The organism is Solilutibacter silvestris (assembly GCF_002895945.1).
Taxonomy (GTDB): Bacteria; Pseudomonadota; Gammaproteobacteria; order Xanthomonadales; family Xanthomonadaceae; genus Solilutibacter; species Solilutibacter silvestris.
Window position 1 is genome coordinate 1594499 of sequence record NZ_NPZB01000001.1, and the last position, 14285, is coordinate 1608783.

Here is a 14285-nt window from a genome sequence, read left to right on the forward strand (position 1 = left end):
AACGCATGTCGTCGAGCGCAACGCCTGCAACACCCGGCACCGATCTCTTTCCGCACGAGCGCGTCGTGTTCTTCAGCGACGCGGTCTTCGCGATCGCCATCACCTTGCTGGCGATCGAGCTGAAGTTGCCGGGTCACGACACGACCGATGCCGCTGCGGCCGTTGAAATCACCGCCACCTTCATTGCCTATTTCGTCAGTTTCATGGTCACTGGCGTGTTCTGGACCAGCCACATGCTGACGTGGAAACACGTCACCCGGGTCAACGGCGGGATGGTGTGGCTCACCCTGATGCAATTGATGTTCGTGGCGTTGATGCCGTTTGCCACGCGCGAGTATTCACTCGCGATCGTTGCCAATGATCCGTGGCGCTCGGCGATGTATGCCGCCGTGCTGATGATGATTTCGTTTTTCTCGCTGCGCACGCGCCTGAAGGTAGTCAGGCAGGAGGACTTGCGCGACAAGATCGGCTTCATCGAGACGCGCTGGTTCATCGCACGGGGAGTGATCCCGTTGTGCATATTCGCGGTGATGGTGCCGCTGGCCTTCGTGGTGCCGCCGAAATGGATCGCATTGGTGTTCTTCCTGATCTTCCCGCTGCTGAAGATCGTCCGTCGCCGCATCTTCCAATCATCGACTCCCGCACTGGAATCGCCGCATGACTGACACTCCGACGCCCTGCGACCTGTTGATCGAAGCCGGCTTTGTCGTACCGATCGAGCCGCATGGCGTGGTGCTGGACGATCACGCGGTGGCGGTCCGCGCTGGCGTGATCGTCGATGTGTTGCCGATCACCGCGGCGCGGGCGAAATACGCGGCGAAGGAAACGGTGTCGCGCCCGGATGCGGTGTTGATGCCGGGTTTCGTCAACGCCCATACCCACAACCCGATGACGTTGTTGCGCGGAATCGCCGACGACCTGCCGTTGATGACGTGGCTGCAGCAGCACATCTGGCCGGCGGAAGCGCGGGTGATGTCGCCGGAATATGTTCGCGATGGCGCGACGCTGGCGGTGGCCGAGATGCTGCGGGGCGGCACCACCTGCTGCAACGAAAATTATTTCTTCCCCGACGTGCAGGCGCAGACTTACCACAAGCTCGGTTTCCGGGCGATGGTCGGCCTGCCGGTGATCGATTTCCCGACCGCTTGGGCCAAGAGCGACGACGAGTATTTCGAACGCGCCGGTGAAGTGCACGACCAGTGGCGCGACGATGCCTTCATCGGCACCGCGTTCGCGCCGCACGCGCCGTACACGGTCAGCGATGCCAGCTTCGAACGCCTGCGCATGCTGTCCGACCAGCTCGACATCCCGGTGCATTGCCACGTCCATGAAACCGTGCAGGAAGTCGAGGATTCGCTGAAGCTGCACGGCCAGCGCCCGCTGGCGCGGCTCGATCGCCTCGGCGTGGTCAATGATCGCCTGATCGCGGTCCACATGACACAACTGACCGATGCCGAAATCCGCCTGTGTGCCGAGCGCGGCACCAGCGTCGTGCACTGCCCGGAATCCAACATGAAGCTGGCGTCGGGGTTCTGCCCGGTGGAGAAACTGGTGCGTTCCGGCGTCAACGTCGCCATCGGCACCGATGGCGCCGCCAGCAACAACGATCTCGACATGTTCGGCGAAACGCGCACCGCCGCGCTGCTGGCCAAGGCGGTGGCGAACGACGCCGCGGCCTTCGGCGCGGCAGACGCATTGCGTGCGGCGACACTCGGCAGTGCGCACGCGCTCGGCTGGGGCGATCGCATCGGCTCGATCGAAGTCGGCAAGCAGGCCGACCTCGCGCTGGTCGATCTCTCCGCCATCGAAACCCAGCCGCTGTTCCACGTGTTGTCGCAACTGGTCTATGCCTGCGGCCGCCAGCAGGTGAGCGATGTCTGGATCGCCGGACGCCGCAAGCTCGCCGATCGCGTGCTGGTCGAGATGGACATCGACGCCATTCGCGCCAATGCCCGCCAGTGGCGCGACCACATCGGCGTGCAATGAGGATCTCGCCATGACAAACCACGGCAGCAATGTCCGCCAGTCCGAACTCGACAAGTTCGGCGCCCTCGCCAGTCGCTGGTGGGATGCCAACGGCCCGCAACGCGCGCTGCATGCGCTGAACCCGGTACGCCTCGCCTATGTCGCCGAACGCGCGACATTGGCGGGTGCGCGCGTGCTCGACGTCGGTTGTGGCGGCGGCTTGCTCAGCGAAGCGCTGGCGCAGGCGGGGGCGAATGTCACCGCACTCGATCTCGCGCCGGAACTGATCCAGGTGGCGAAATTGCACGGCCTCGAAGCCGGCATCAAGGTCGACTACCGCGAGCAGTCGGTGGAAGCGCTGGCGGCAGAGCAGCCGGGGACGTTCGACGTCATCACCTGCATGGAAATGCTGGAACACGTGCCCGATCCGCAATCGATCCTCGATGCCTGCGCCACGCTGTTGCGTCCGGGCGGCCAGTTGTTCGCATCGACCCTCAATCGCACGCCGGCGGCATTCGGCTTGGCGATCGTAGGTGCCGAATACATCGCCGGTTTGCTGCCCAAAGGCACGCACCAGTACCGCGATTTCATCCGCCCGTCGGAACTCGCGCGCGGCATGCGCAGCGCCGGCCTCGACGTGCGCGATATCCGCGGCATCTTCTACGAACCATGGCGCCACGCCGCGCGCCTGACCTCGCGCACCGACGTCAACTACCTGATGCAGGCCGGCAAGCCCCTTGCTTCAACAGAAGCGCGATGACACCGACGTTCCCGAAGGCGGTACTGTTCGATCTCGACGGCACCTTGCTCGATAGCGCGCCCGACATGCTGGCGACGGTCAACGCCATGCGCGCCACGCGTGGCGTCGCGGCGATGATGCTCGACGAACTGCGCCCGCATGTCTCGAAGGGATCGCGCGCAATGATCGCTGCGGCATTCCCGCGATTCGACGAAACGCAGCGCGATGCGCACGTGCCGGAATTCCTCGACATCTACGCCCGCGAACTCGGCAAGCACGCGGTCGCATTTCCCGGCGTCGACGCGCTGCTGGATGTGCTCGATCGCGCCGACGTGCGCTGGGGCATCGTCACCAACAAGCCGGAAGGATTGGCGGAGTCGGCCTTGCTGGCGTCGGGCTGGACGCATCGCAGCGGCGTACTGGTCGGCGGCGACAGCCTGCCGGAACGCAAGCCGCATCCATTGCCGCTGCTGCATGCGGCGCAGATGATCGGCGTCGATCCGCGCGATTGCGTCTATGTCGGCGACGATTTCCGCGACATCGAGGCGGCGCGCGCGGCGGGCATGCGCTCGGTGATCGCGCTGTGGGGTTATCGCCTGCCGGGCGACGAACCGATGGAGTGGGGCGGCGACGTGCTGGTGGATCAGGCAGCGGACCTGCTCGACCCGGCGCGCTGGCCATGAGCGATCGTGACGCCCTCGACGCCACGTTGGCCGATTGGCGCGCACGCTGGCCGGAATGGCAGATCGCCGAACTGTTCGTCGCGGTGGAATCGCGCGTAACCGCCATGGCCTGGTTCGACCTGCTCGCGCAGCTCGCGCACGCCGCCTGGGGCGGCAGCGATCCGACGCCTGGGCTGGCCAAGCTCGGCTGGTGGCAGGAGGAGTTGCGCGGCTGGGCCAAGGGCCTGCGTCGCCATCCATTGGGTCTGGCGCTGCAGAAGCAGGCGGTTGATTGGTCAGCGTTCGCAGACACCCTGAGCGTATTGCGCGAGCGCGAGCTCGCCACCGCCGATGAACAGGTGGCGGTCGCCACGCTGCAACCGTTCCTGTCGGCGATTCGCCTGGTCGAACGCCAGCTCTTTGGCGAATCCGCGCTCGACAGCGATCCGACCCAGTTGTGGCGCAGCCTGCGGGTGATGGGCGGATTGCCGGTCGTCGCGGCGACCCTGCAACGCGGTGGCCCACGCGCGCGCCGGATCTTGGATGCACTAGCGGTCGCGCGTGCAAATGCGGCCCGCGAGGGCGATGCCATCACCATTTCGCGCTGGCGCACCCTGGTGTTGGCGTGGCGTGCCGCCCGAGGCCGCTAAAATGGGCCAATGAACCTGGAATCGCGCAAGACCCTGATGCCCGACGTCGCCCACGAGACGGCCACGCACGCGCGTGGACTGGACTGGGTGGGGATGGAAGGCATCGCCCTGCCGCTGCGGCTGGACGGCGACATCATCGCGCCCGCCATCGCCGACGTCTTTGTCAATCTGGCCGATGCCAACGCGCGCGGCATCCATATGTCGCGCCTGTACCTGCAGCTGCAGGAATCGCTGGCGAATGGCGATGTCAGCATCGCGCGCATCGGCGATTTCCTGCAGGCGTGCATCGTGTCGCAGAACGGATTGAGCACGGCGGCGCGCGTGCGTTTGCGCTACGACGTGCTGCTGGAACGCCCGGCGCTGGCCAGCGCCAATGCCGGCTGGCGCGATTACCCGATCGAACTTGAAGTGGAACTCGATGGCGATGGCCTGCGTGCCGCGTTCACCATCGAACTGCAGTATTCCAGCACCTGTCCGGCGTCGGCAGCGTTGTCGCGGCAGGTGATCTCCGAACATTTCCTGCGGGCGTTCCCCAATGGCGGTGACGCCGGGGAGATCGCCGCGTGGCTGGCCTCTCCCGCGGGGATGGCGGCGACGCCGCATGCGCAACGCAGCGTGGCGCGGATTCGCGTTGAGCTGGCGAATGGCGTGGACGTGTTGCCGATTGCAGTATTGGTCGATGCGGTGGAGCGCGCGCTCGGCACGCCGGTGCAGACCGCGGTGAAGCGCGAGGACGAACGCGCCTTCGCCGAGGCCAACGCCGCCAACCTGATGTTCTGCGAAGACGCCGCGCGCCGCGTCGCGTCAGTGGTCTCGAAGATGGCCGGCTGCCTGCGCTATCGCGTGCAGGTCAGCCATCTCGAAAGCCTGCACGCGCACGACGCCGTGGCGGTGGTGTGCAGCAAATAATTGACAGCTGCTTCACCTCGCGCCGATCAATCTTTCCGCAACATTGCGCGATGCCCGCTTTCGGATGAACGAGAGTCGATTCTGCATTGACAGTTCGCCGGGATTGCCGCTGTATGGAGGCTTCCAGTCACGGCAAATCGCAGAGGAAACATCCATGGGCGTCATCAATTTTCTTGAAGAAGCAGCAGGCGCGGTTGCAGCGGTGGAAGGTGCCAAGAAACTCGATCCTGACGCTTCGATCCTGACCGAGGGCGCAGCTGCCGTTGCCGGTTTCGTCGGCGTCGAAAAGGTGAAGGAACACTTCGAAAACAACGACGCGGAAAAACCGCAGTCGCAGGACGCCGGCGATTCCTCCGAGTCCTGATCGCAGTGCTTCGCGGCGCCGATGAACGGCGCCGCGTTGTTTCAGCGATGGAACTGCAGGCGCTGGCCGTCGGCCGGGCCGATCACGCTGGTACCGTCCCACACTTGGCGGCCATTGACCCAGGTCGAAGCGATGCGCGAGCGGAAGGTGGTGCCTTCGAACGGCGACCAACCGCATTTCGACAGTACCGCCTCGCGACGCACGGTATAGGGCGCGTCCTCGATCAGCACCAGGTCGGCGAACTGGCCCTCGCGGACGAAGCCGCGATCGACCACGTCGAACAACTGCGCCGTGGCATGCGCGGTCTTCTGCACCACCTGCGCGCGGGTCAGCAAACCGTCATGGACGCGTTCCAGCGCGCATTGCAGCGCGAACTGCGTCAGTGGCAGGCCACCCGGCGCCTTCAGGTAGTCCTGCTGCTGTTTTTCTTCCCAGGTATGCGGCGCGTGATCGGTGGCGAGCACGTCGATCACGTCGTCGGCCAGCGCACGGATCAGGGCATCGCGATCGCTGGCGTCCTTGATCGCCGGATTGCACTTGATCAGGTTGCCTAGGCGATCGTAATCGGCGCGGGTGAAATGCAGGAAGTGCACGCAGGTTTCGGCGGTGATGCGCTTGCGGCTGCCATTGGCGCGGATCAGCGGCCCGCGTTCGAACAGGTCGAGCTCGTCGGCGGTGGAGATGTGCAGCACGTGCAGGCGGGAATCGTGGCGGCGCGCCAGTTCCACGGCCAGCCGCGACGACTTCAGGCAAGCCTCGCGGCTGCGGATATCGGGATGGAACCGCACCGGGATGTCGTTGCCGTATTGCGCCACGTAACCGGCGAGATTGGCGTCGATGGTCGGGGTGTCTTCGCAGTGGGTGATGATCGTCACCGGCGAGTCGCGGAAGATGCCGTCGAGCACGTCGGGATCGTCCACCAGCATGTTGCCGGTCGATGCGCCCATGAACACCTTGACCCCCGGCGTGGCACGCGGATCGAGGCCGCGGATCGCCTCGAGGTTGTCGTTGCTCGCCCCGAAGTAGAAGCCGTAGTTGGCATGGGCGCGTCCGGCGGCGTTGGCGTACTTCGCTTCCAGCGCGGCATGATCGAGCGTTGGTGGACGGGTGTTGGGCATGTCCATGAAACTGGTGGTACCACCGGCCACCGCCGCCGCCGATTCCGTCGCCGTGTCGCCCTTGTGGGTCAGGCCGGGGTCGCGGAAGTGGACCTGGTCATCGATCATGCCCGGCATCAACCACGCACCCCTGGCGTCGATCACCCGTTCGCCCGGTTTCGCCGCCAGGCTGTCGCCGATCAGCCCGATGCGCTCGCCCTCGATGCGGACGTCGGCGTCGAATTCGCGGCCGTCGCTGACGACGCGGGCATTGGTGATGAGGATCGAGGGCATGTGGCGAGGTCCGGTTGGGGTCAGGCGGGCGGCACGGGGTCGTGGCCACCGGGATGGAGGGGATGGCAGCGGCCGACGCGGCGCACGGCCAGCCAGCTGCCCTTGATCGGGCCGAAGCGCACAATCGCCTCCATGGCATAGCTCGAGCAGCTGGGATGGAAGCGGCAACGCTGCCCGAGCAGGGGGCTGATCAGCAACTTGTAGGTGCGCAACAGCCCGATCAGCAGGCCGGATGCGAGGTCACGGAGCATGTTCAGGGGAAATCACCATCTGTCCACGCGATCTGTTGCAGCATCCTGCGCTTGCCGAGGGGGAGTAGGCAGGTTATAACAGCCGGCTTCCCGCGCTCAAGGGATCATGTAAGGACGTTGAAGTGGCTGTCAAGAAAACCGTAAAAGCCCCCGCCAAGCCCGCCAGCAAGGCCGCCGCCAAGAAACCGGCCGCTGCCGCGCCCAAAAAAGCACCAGTGAGCAGCAAACCGGCCGCCAAGGCGCCGGCGAAACCCGCCACCAAGGCCGCCGCCGTGCCTGCCAAGAAGCCGGTTGCCGTCGCCAAGGCTGCCCCGGTGAAGGCCGCGGCCAAGCCGGCACCCCTGCCCGCGAAGAAACCCGCGGCGCCTGTCGCCAAGGCCGCTCCCGCGAAAGCCGCGGCCAAGCCGGCCCCGGCACCGGTGAAGGCTGCTGCGAAGTCGGCTCCGGCGCCCGTGAAGGCTGCCGCGAAGCCGGCCCCGGTTGCTGCCAAGCCAGCACCTGCGCCTGCCGCAAGCAAGCCCGCGCCGGCGAAGGTTGCGCCCGCCGCACCAAAAGCCGTGGCCAAGCCCGCTGCGAGCAAGGGCAGCAAGACGCCCGCACCCGCTCCGGCCCCGGTGCCCCCGGCACCGCGCGCCCCGGTGCCGCGCCCGATCGGCAAGGTCGCGGTGGCGGTCACGCCGGTCACCAAGGCGCCAGCGGTGCGCGGCAAGCCGCGCGTGGTCGAGTACAAGGTCGATGAGACCAGCGGCCGCCCGATCCTGCCCGCCGGCTACAAGCCGAAGGCGGACGAGGAATACATGAGCGCGTTGCAGCTCGAGTATTTCCGCCAGAAATTGCTGGAACGCCGCGCCGAACTGGTCGAGGAGTCCAAGCAGACCATCGAGAACCTCAGGGACGAAGTGCGCGATGTCGGCGACGATGCCGAGCGCGCCAGCCGCGAGACCGAGAACGCGCTGGAACTGCGCACCCGCGACCGCTACCGCAAGCTGCTCAGCAAGCTCGACAGCACGCTCAAGCGCGTCGACAGCGGCGAGTACGGCTACTGCGTCGATACCGGCGAGGACATCGGCCTGGAGCGCCTGGAGGCGCGTCCGCAAGCCGAGCGCACCATCGATGCACAGGAACGCTGGGAGCATCTGCAGAAGCAGCAGGGCGACTGAAGCTACTGCGCTCGCCCATGCGAGCGCGTGCGCTGCTCGGAATGCTCATGTGCACCTGAGCACACTCCGCTTCCTGCGCTCCGCGCGCACACGCCTGGGCTTCGCCCGTTACGCTTCAATTGATTGCAATATGCAAACCCCCGCCTTGCGCGGGGTTTTTGTTGCCGGGAATCAGGTGCCGTCAGCCTCGAATCCGGACTTCAGGTGCGAGCCATCGCAGTAAGGCTTGTTCTGCGAATGCCCGCAGCGGCATAGCCACGTCTCGGTGACGCGATCGATGGTGCGGCCGGTGCCGCTGACGATTTCCAGATTGCCGCTCACCTTCAGCGGACCGTTGCGCTGCGGTTCGACCGCAAGAACGCCATCGCGCGCTGCCAGTGGTCCCGATTTTTTCGTGGCCGGTTCCCCGGTGGCGTGGAAGCCGCCTTCGACATGACTGTTGTCGCAATACGGCTTGTGCTTCGACAGGCCGCAACGACACAGCGTGCGACGCAGGCCGGCTGCTTCACCGGCGATCTCCAATGGCGCATTGAAGGCCAGCGGACCGTTCTCGCGCAGGCGCGCGGTGTTGACCTCAGGCGCGGGTTCTTCCTCGCCGCCATCAAGGCGCTGATAACGGATGGCGCCGGACGGGCACATCCGCGCGGTCATCACCACGTCTTCGGTGGAGGCGTCATCGGGGTGGATCCATTCGCCTTCGACATTGGGGACGAAGACCTCTGGCTGGTTCAGGATGCAATTGCGCGAATGGATGCAGAGTTTTCCGTCGTATAGGATGACGAGGTGCTTGCCGCGGATGGTTTCGGTCGCCATGGCACTGCTCCGCAGGAGTTGGGGATCGAGTCTACGCCCGCAGCGGGCGTTGCAGGCGTCGCTGCAACCACCATGCGAACAGCACGGGAACGCCGGCATTCGCCAGGAAAAACGGCAGTTCTTCCATCACCGCGTAACCGGCGCGGGTTACGCCCAGCCACAGGTTGTAGCCGCAGACCGCGACCCAGGCGACGGCGAAGGTGGCGAACACCGCGCGCAGCGTTGGTGCATTGCGCCGGAACAACATCAGCAGCAGCGCGGACAGCGCGATGCCGATGGCGACGATGATCAATGTGCGCATTCGCTGCTTCCCGCAACCGGTACGATGCCGATGATCCGAGTATGCCTCAGTGCAGGTCGCGCAGATCGAGCCGTCGCAGTTTCGGCGCACGCCAGGCAGTGGTGGCGACCACCGCGAGGGTGACGCAACCACCGGTGACGATCGCCGGCACCAGTCCGAGCAGGCGCGCCATCGTGCCGTCGTAGAAGGCGCCGAGTTCATTCGACGAGCTGATGAAGATGCTGTTGATCGACGACACCCGACCGCGCATTTCGTCCGGCGTCACCAGCTGCAGGATGGTCGAGCGCAGCACCACCGAGACGCCATCGCACATGCCGTAGAGCACCAGCAGCGCGCCCGACAGCCACAGGTTGCGCGACAGCGCGAAGGCGATTGTCGCCAGCCCGAATCCGGCGACGGCGAACATCAGCACGCGACCGGCGTGGCGTTCCAGCGGACGACGCGCAAGCCACAGCGCCACCGCGATCGATCCCACCGCCGGCAGCCCGCGCATCACCCCGAATGCTTCCGGGCCGGCATGCAGGATGTCCTTGATGAAGGCCGGCAGCATCGAGATCGCGCCACCCAACAGCACCGAGAACATGTCGAGCGCCATCGCGCCGAGCATCACCTGTTGCGAGAACACGAAGCGCAGGCCTTCGCGGATGCTGGCGAACACCGGCTCGCGTTGCGGCGGTGGTGGCGGCTCGCTCACCGCCAGCGTGAACAGCGAGATCGCGGCGATCACGCCAAGCACGAATGAAACGAGATAGGCGACCTGCACGCCGCCCCAACCGGTGAGCGCGCCGCCCAATGCCGGACCGAGCACCAATCCGGCCTGGAACACCACGCTGCCAAGACTCGCCCCACGGACGAACTGTTCGCGCGGCAGCACGCGCGCGAACAAGGCGTTGTAGACCGGGCCGAGGAAGGAACGCACCACGCCGTTCAAGCCGACCGCGACGTACATCAACGCGAGGTTGGAATGCAGCGACGGCGTGCGCGCCACCAGCCACAACAACAAGGGCGTCGCCGCGAGACCGAGGCAGGCGATCGCCCCGAGCTTGCGCCGCGGCAGGTGATCGACCAGGTAGCCGGCGAACGGCGCGACAACGAAAAACGGCAGCACCTCGGCGAGGCCGATCATGCCGAGCGCGAATGGGCTGCGGGTGAGTTCGTAGATGTGCCAGCCGACGGTCACCGCTGCGATCTGGTAGCACAGCAGTGTGGTGACGCGATACGCCATCAACTGCAGGAAGCCGCGATTGCGCCAGGGCGGCAGCGGCGTGGTGTCGGTGGTGGTAGCGATCATTGGGCCTGTGCGGCGGTGGTCTTGATGAAGTCAAGCAGCGCCGCGAGTCCGTTGCTGCGGGTCGGTGAAAGATGTTTGGCCAGTCCGATGTCGGAGATGTAGTCCGGCGCGGTGGCGAGGATCTCGCTGGCCGGGCGTCCCGAATACACGCGCAACGCGAGATAGATCAATCCGGAGACGATGGCGGAATCGCTGATGGCGCGGAAATCGAGGCGGCTGGCGTCGCCGCTGGCGGCGATCCACACTTTCGACTGGCAGCCGAGCAGGCGGTGCTCCTCGGTCTTCAATGATTCGGGGAGATCGGGCAGCTTGCGGCCAAGATCGATCAGGTACTGGTAACGCTCCGACCAGTCGCCGAACAGCGCGAATTCGTCGGCGATCTCGGCCTGTGCGGCAGCCGCAGTGGATTCGAGGGGAAATTGCGCTGCGCTCATGCCCGTTTCCAACGAACACCGGCAGGCGTGTCTTCCAGCAGGATGCCTTCGTCGGCGAGTTGCTGGCGGATGGCATCGGCGCGGGCGAAGTCGCGCGATTGCTTGGCGGTATTGCGTTCATCCACCAGTGACTGGATGCGGGCATCGTCGTCATTGCTGGCACCGCGGTTGAACCATGCGGCTGGATCCTGTTGAAGCAATCCCAGCACCAGTCCTGCGCCGAGCAATTCCGATTTCAGTTGCTTGCGGTCATCGCCCGCGGCCTTGCGTGCCTCACCGGCGATGCGGGCGATTTCTGCCAACGCGATCGGTGTGTTGAGATCGTCGTCGAGTGCGGCTTCGATGCTGGCGGGAATCACCGCTGGTGCATCGACATCGGCGAGATCACGCAACGTCCCGTACAGGCGATCGAGCGTGCGCACGCCCTGATCGACCAAGGCATCGCTCCACTCCAGCGGTTGGCGGTAATGCGCGGAGAGCAGGGCGTAACGCAGCGCTTCCGGCGGGTGCGCGCGCACCAGGTCGTGGACTTTTTCGATATTGCCCAGCGACTTGCTCATCTTGGCACCGCCGAAGTTGAGCATGCCGTTGTGAAGCCACCAGCGCGCGAACGGCTGGCCGCCATGCGCGCACTCGCTTTGCGCGATTTCGTTTTCGTGGTGCGGGAATTGCAGGTCGATGCCGCCGGCGTGGATGTCGATGGTGTCGCCGAGATGCGCTTCCGCCATCGCCGAGCATTCGATGTGCCAGCCCGGACGGCCGCGTCCCCACGGCGAATCCCAGCCGGGAAGATCGTCGGTCGATGGCTTCCACAACACGAAATCGCCGGGATCACGCTTGTACGGCGCGACGTCCACGCGCGCGCCGGCCAGCATGTCCTCGGGATCGCGACGCGACAACTTGCCGTAATCCCCATAGCTCGCGACCGAGAACAGCACGTGGCCTTCGGCGGCGTAGGCGTGGCCGTCCGCGATCAGGCGCTCGCACATCGCGACGATTTGCGGGATGTGGTCGGTCGCAGCCGGTTCCATGTCGGGCGCGAAGGCACCATCGACGCCCAGTGCCGCCATGTCTTCGCGATAGGCGGCGGTGTACTTGTCGGTGATGGTGGAAATCGGCGTGCCCAATTCCTTCGCCGCCGCGTTGATCTTGTCGTCGACGTCGGTGATGTTGCGGGCGTAGCGCAGGCTGCCGAAACGCCGGCGCAGAAGCGCTGCCAGCACCCCGAACACCACCGGGCCACGCGCGTTGCCGATGTGCACGTAGTTGTAGACCGTCGGGCCACAGACATACATGGTCGGGCCGGAGGGCGAGGCGGGCGCGAAGGGTTCGACCGAACGGGTCAGGGTGTTGTAGAGGCGGAGGCTCATCGGACGCGGTGACGTGGCAATCCCGTGATTTTATGCGATTGGCGGTCAGGCCCACCGGATTGGCACCAATCGGCTGATTTCCCATCGATGGCAGTGGCGTGCCTAGCGAATTTCAATGGATGTTGCGGTGCCCGGGATTCCTGTTCCGGTCTTTTTGCAGGTTTTACGTAGATAAGTGCGTTGCCCTGTTCTATTACGTTGAATCAAGTGCCACCACCAGTCTGTTTCGCCTTCCAGGCATCAAGCCATTTTTTGCAGTGACCTGTGGGAAGTTTCATTTCCAACACGGGGGGTTGGTTGGGTCGTGATGCGCAAGACATTGCATGTGTTGCGTGATCTCGAATCGAAGTTGGATATCCAGAGGGAGGAAATACCATGACAATGGTTGACAAGCGCATTTCAGCAAGAAAGACCGTGCTCGCGAGCTTGATCATCGCGTCCGTCGCGGCGATGACCGCATGCAGCGGATCAGGTTCGGTGCATGCGTCGCCGGGAGGCTTGGCGGTGAAGCCCTCGGGCAGCGGATCGAGTGGCGACGGATCATCCGGTGGCACCGGCACCGGCACCGGCACCGGATCGGGTACCGGTAGCGGGACTGGTACCGGATCGGGTAGTGGTTCAGGCGCTGGTGGCGGAAGTGGAACCGGCGGCACTGCGGGTGGTGGAGCCGGCATCGGTGGAAGCGCTGGTGGTGGAACCGGAACTGGCAGTGGAACCGGAACTGGCAGCGGAACCGGAACTGGCAGTGGCACCGGTAGTGGCACTGGCAGCGGTAGTGGTGGTGGCACCGGTACTGGTACCGGCTTGCCAGCGCCCAGCAACGCGATTGGCGGCATCGCCACGGGTGCTGGCGGCGTGGTATCGAGCGTGGGCGGCGCAGTGGGCGCGGTCGGCTCGCACCTTCCGGGCGGCAGCAACCCGACCACGCAGGGATTGGGTGGCGTCATCACCAATGTTGGTGCAGCCGTGGGCGCGCTCGGCAGCGGGGTGACGAATGGCGTGGGCCAGATTGGCAATACCGGCAACCCGGTGGGCACCACTGTCCAGAGTGCGAGCGGTGTAGTGAACAGCACGGGGCAAGCAGTAAGCAGCCTTGGCCAGACCGTCTCGAGTGTCGGCTCCTTCCAGGGTTCTCCGATCCAACCGATCACGTCGGCGGTCGGCAATGTGGTGTCGACGGTCGGCAACACCGTATCGGCAGCAAGCCCGCCACTGGATCATGCCTTGAGCACGGGCGTGGTCAATACGGTCACGCAGACCGCCAGCAATGTACTGACGCCGGTTGCAGCGGCAGGCAACGGCGGCAATCTGGTCGCGACCACGGGACAAGTGGCCGGCGCTGCAACCAGCGGCACCGGCAACATCGTCTCGTCCGTGGGTGCGCAATTGGCGAGTAGCGGGTCGTCGGTTCCTGGTGCAGCACCTGTCACGCAGTTGGTCGGCAATGCCGTGCAAGGGACGGGCAATGCCGTCACGACGCTTGGCAACGGCGTGACTGCTGGCATTGGTCAATCCGGCAGCATCAGCAATCCGGTGGGCGTGACGGCGGCTGGTGCCACCAATGCAGTGACTGGTATTGGCCAGACGGTGGCAGGTGCGGGGCAGGCGCTTTCCGGTGCCACGGCCTCGGGACCGACGGCAGGCCTTGCCTCGGTGACGGGTGTGGTGGGTGGTGTCGTGACAGCTGCGGGCAACACGGTCGCCGCAGTCGGCGGCACCAGCACCTCCAATGTCAACGGGCCGCTGCAACCGATCACGCAGGCAGCCAGCAACGTGGTGAACGGTGTTGCGACAGGCCTGACCGGCACGAATGCTGCAGGTGGTCTCCTCGGGACGCCAGCGAGCGGCACTTCGAACTCGGGCAGCAACAGCAATGCGAATCCGGTTGGCGGCATCCTCAATGGCCTGCTTGGCGGTGGCAAGGGTCACTGAGGCTGTTGATCGATCGAAGTGACAGTGTTGAATGGAGGCGGCCAGTGGCCGCC

The 14285-nt window shown here is 65.4% G+C and carries 16 protein-coding genes; 9 read left to right on the forward strand and 7 right to left on the reverse strand.

Going from position 1 to position 14285, the window contains the following annotated elements:
* Positions 1 to 5 precede the first annotated feature (5 nt).
* From Lysil_RS07315 to Lysil_RS07345, 7 genes are all read left to right on the forward strand, one after another.
* Positions 6 to 665 carry a TMEM175 family protein gene (locus Lysil_RS07315; protein ID WP_103074827.1) on the forward strand — a complete coding sequence of 220 codons (660 nt, stop codon included), beginning with the start codon at positions 6 to 8 and terminating at the stop codon, positions 663 to 665.
* Positions 658 to 1986: a TRZ/ATZ family hydrolase gene (locus tag Lysil_RS07320; RefSeq protein ID WP_103074828.1), complete on the forward strand. Its 1329-nt coding sequence runs from the start codon at positions 658 to 660 to the stop codon at positions 1984 to 1986. The genes Lysil_RS07315 and Lysil_RS07320 overlap by 8 nt, the downstream gene beginning before the upstream one ends.
* 10 nt (positions 1987 to 1996) lie before the next feature.
* Complete coding sequence (gene ubiG / locus Lysil_RS07325) at positions 1997 to 2725, forward strand: bifunctional 2-polyprenyl-6-hydroxyphenol methylase/3-demethylubiquinol 3-O-methyltransferase UbiG (protein ID WP_103075043.1); 729 nt, start codon at positions 1997 to 1999, stop codon at positions 2723 to 2725.
* Entirely contained in the window at positions 2722 to 3387 is a 666-nt protein-coding gene (gph, locus tag Lysil_RS07330; RefSeq protein ID WP_103074829.1) for a phosphoglycolate phosphatase, read from the forward strand. The genes ubiG and gph overlap by 4 nt, the downstream gene beginning before the upstream one ends.
* A complete protein-coding gene (locus Lysil_RS07335) occupies positions 3384 to 4016 on the forward strand; it encodes a hypothetical protein (RefSeq protein WP_103074830.1) in 633 nt (210 codons plus the stop codon). The genes gph and Lysil_RS07335 overlap by 4 nt, the downstream gene beginning before the upstream one ends.
* Before the next feature lie 9 nt (positions 4017 to 4025).
* The gene (gene folE2, locus Lysil_RS07340) at positions 4026 to 4925 is read left to right on the forward strand and encodes a GTP cyclohydrolase FolE2 (RefSeq protein WP_103074831.1); all 900 of its coding nucleotides are present in this window, start codon (positions 4026 to 4028) and stop codon (positions 4923 to 4925) included.
* 154 nt (positions 4926 to 5079) lie between these two features.
* On the forward strand, positions 5080 to 5289 hold the full coding sequence (locus tag Lysil_RS07345) for a hypothetical protein (RefSeq protein ID WP_103074832.1): 210 nt from the start codon (positions 5080 to 5082) through the stop codon (positions 5287 to 5289).
* 41 nt (positions 5290 to 5330) lie between these two features.
* On the opposite strand, the gene Lysil_RS07350 is transcribed toward Lysil_RS07345, so the two are convergent.
* Together Lysil_RS07350 and yidD are read right to left on the reverse strand one after the other, a co-directional pair.
* Positions 5331 to 6680: a dihydroorotase gene (locus tag Lysil_RS07350; protein ID WP_103074833.1), complete on the reverse strand. Its 1350-nt coding sequence runs from the start codon at positions 6678 to 6680 to the stop codon at positions 5331 to 5333.
* A gap of 20 nt (positions 6681 to 6700) precedes the next feature.
* Positions 6701 to 6931, reverse strand: a complete 231-nt coding sequence (gene yidD, locus Lysil_RS07355) for a membrane protein insertion efficiency factor YidD (RefSeq protein ID WP_103074834.1) — start codon at positions 6929 to 6931, stop codon at positions 6701 to 6703.
* Positions 6932 to 7053: 122 nt separating this feature from the next.
* Between yidD and dksA the strand changes: the two genes are divergently transcribed.
* Positions 7054 to 8091 carry an RNA polymerase-binding protein DksA gene (dksA, locus tag Lysil_RS07360; RefSeq protein ID WP_103074835.1) on the forward strand — a complete coding sequence of 346 codons (1038 nt, stop codon included), beginning with the start codon at positions 7054 to 7056 and terminating at the stop codon, positions 8089 to 8091.
* 171 nt (positions 8092 to 8262) lie between these two features.
* Here the strand turns inward: dksA and Lysil_RS07365 are convergent, their stop codons facing one another.
* From Lysil_RS07365 to cysS, 5 genes are all read right to left on the reverse strand, one after another.
* On the reverse strand, positions 8263 to 8904 hold the full coding sequence (locus tag Lysil_RS07365) for a CDGSH iron-sulfur domain-containing protein (RefSeq protein ID WP_103074836.1): 642 nt from the start codon (positions 8902 to 8904) through the stop codon (positions 8263 to 8265).
* A 31-nt stretch (positions 8905 to 8935) separates the two neighbouring features.
* Complete coding sequence (locus Lysil_RS07370) at positions 8936 to 9205, reverse strand: hypothetical protein (RefSeq protein ID WP_103074837.1); 270 nt, start codon at positions 9203 to 9205, stop codon at positions 8936 to 8938.
* 46 nt (positions 9206 to 9251) lie between these two features.
* The gene (locus Lysil_RS07375) at positions 9252 to 10430 is read right to left on the reverse strand and encodes an MFS transporter (protein ID WP_425477152.1); all 1179 of its coding nucleotides are present in this window, start codon (positions 10428 to 10430) and stop codon (positions 9252 to 9254) included.
* A gap of 62 nt (positions 10431 to 10492) precedes the next feature.
* Positions 10493 to 10930: a SufE family protein gene (locus tag Lysil_RS07380; RefSeq protein WP_103074839.1), complete on the reverse strand. Its 438-nt coding sequence runs from the start codon at positions 10928 to 10930 to the stop codon at positions 10493 to 10495.
* Positions 10927 to 12300 carry a cysteine--tRNA ligase gene (gene cysS, locus Lysil_RS07385; protein ID WP_103074840.1) on the reverse strand — a complete coding sequence of 458 codons (1374 nt, stop codon included), beginning with the start codon at positions 12298 to 12300 and terminating at the stop codon, positions 10927 to 10929. Before cysS ends, Lysil_RS07380 begins: the two co-directional genes overlap by 4 nt.
* A gap of 375 nt (positions 12301 to 12675) precedes the next feature.
* On the opposite strand from cysS, the gene Lysil_RS07390 reads away from it, so the two are divergent.
* On the forward strand, positions 12676 to 14232 hold the full coding sequence (locus Lysil_RS07390; protein ID WP_129588396.1) for a collagen-like triple helix repeat-containing protein: 1557 nt from the start codon (positions 12676 to 12678) through the stop codon (positions 14230 to 14232).
* Positions 14233 to 14285 lie beyond the last annotated feature (53 nt).

Coding starts and splice junctions, on each gene's coding strand:
- Lysil_RS07315 (WP_103074827.1), top strand. CDS start 6: ATGTCGTCGAGCGCAACGCCTGCAACACCCGGCACCGATCTCTTTCCG.
- Lysil_RS07380 (WP_103074839.1), bottom strand. CDS start 10,930: ATGAGCGCAGCGCAATTTCCCCTCGAATCCACTGCGGCTGCCGCACAG.
- Lysil_RS07350 (WP_103074833.1), bottom strand. CDS start 6,680: ATGCCCTCGATCCTCATCACCAATGCCCGCGTCGTCAGCGACGGCCGC.
- Lysil_RS07320 (WP_103074828.1), top strand. CDS start 658: ATGACTGACACTCCGACGCCCTGCGACCTGTTGATCGAAGCCGGCTTT.
- Lysil_RS07370 (WP_103074837.1), bottom strand. CDS start 9,205: ATGCGCACATTGATCATCGTCGCCATCGGCATCGCGCTGTCCGCGCTG.
- folE2 (WP_103074831.1), top strand. CDS start 4,026: ATGAACCTGGAATCGCGCAAGACCCTGATGCCCGACGTCGCCCACGAG.
- cysS (WP_103074840.1), bottom strand. CDS start 12,300: ATGAGCCTCCGCCTCTACAACACCCTGACCCGTTCGGTCGAACCCTTC.
- ubiG (WP_103075043.1), top strand. CDS start 1,997: ATGACAAACCACGGCAGCAATGTCCGCCAGTCCGAACTCGACAAGTTC.
- Lysil_RS07375 (WP_425477152.1), bottom strand. CDS start 10,430: ATGGCGTATCGCGTCACCACACTGCTGTGCTACCAGATCGCAGCGGTG.
- Lysil_RS07390 (WP_129588396.1), top strand. CDS start 12,676: ATGACAATGGTTGACAAGCGCATTTCAGCAAGAAAGACCGTGCTCGCG.
- Lysil_RS07345 (WP_103074832.1), top strand. CDS start 5,080: ATGGGCGTCATCAATTTTCTTGAAGAAGCAGCAGGCGCGGTTGCAGCG.
- Lysil_RS07365 (WP_103074836.1), bottom strand. CDS start 8,904: ATGGCGACCGAAACCATCCGCGGCAAGCACCTCGTCATCCTATACGAC.
- yidD (WP_103074834.1), bottom strand. CDS start 6,931: ATGCTCCGTGACCTCGCATCCGGCCTGCTGATCGGGCTGTTGCGCACC.
- gph (WP_103074829.1), top strand. CDS start 2,722: ATGACACCGACGTTCCCGAAGGCGGTACTGTTCGATCTCGACGGCACC.
- Lysil_RS07335 (WP_103074830.1), top strand. CDS start 3,384: ATGAGCGATCGTGACGCCCTCGACGCCACGTTGGCCGATTGGCGCGCA.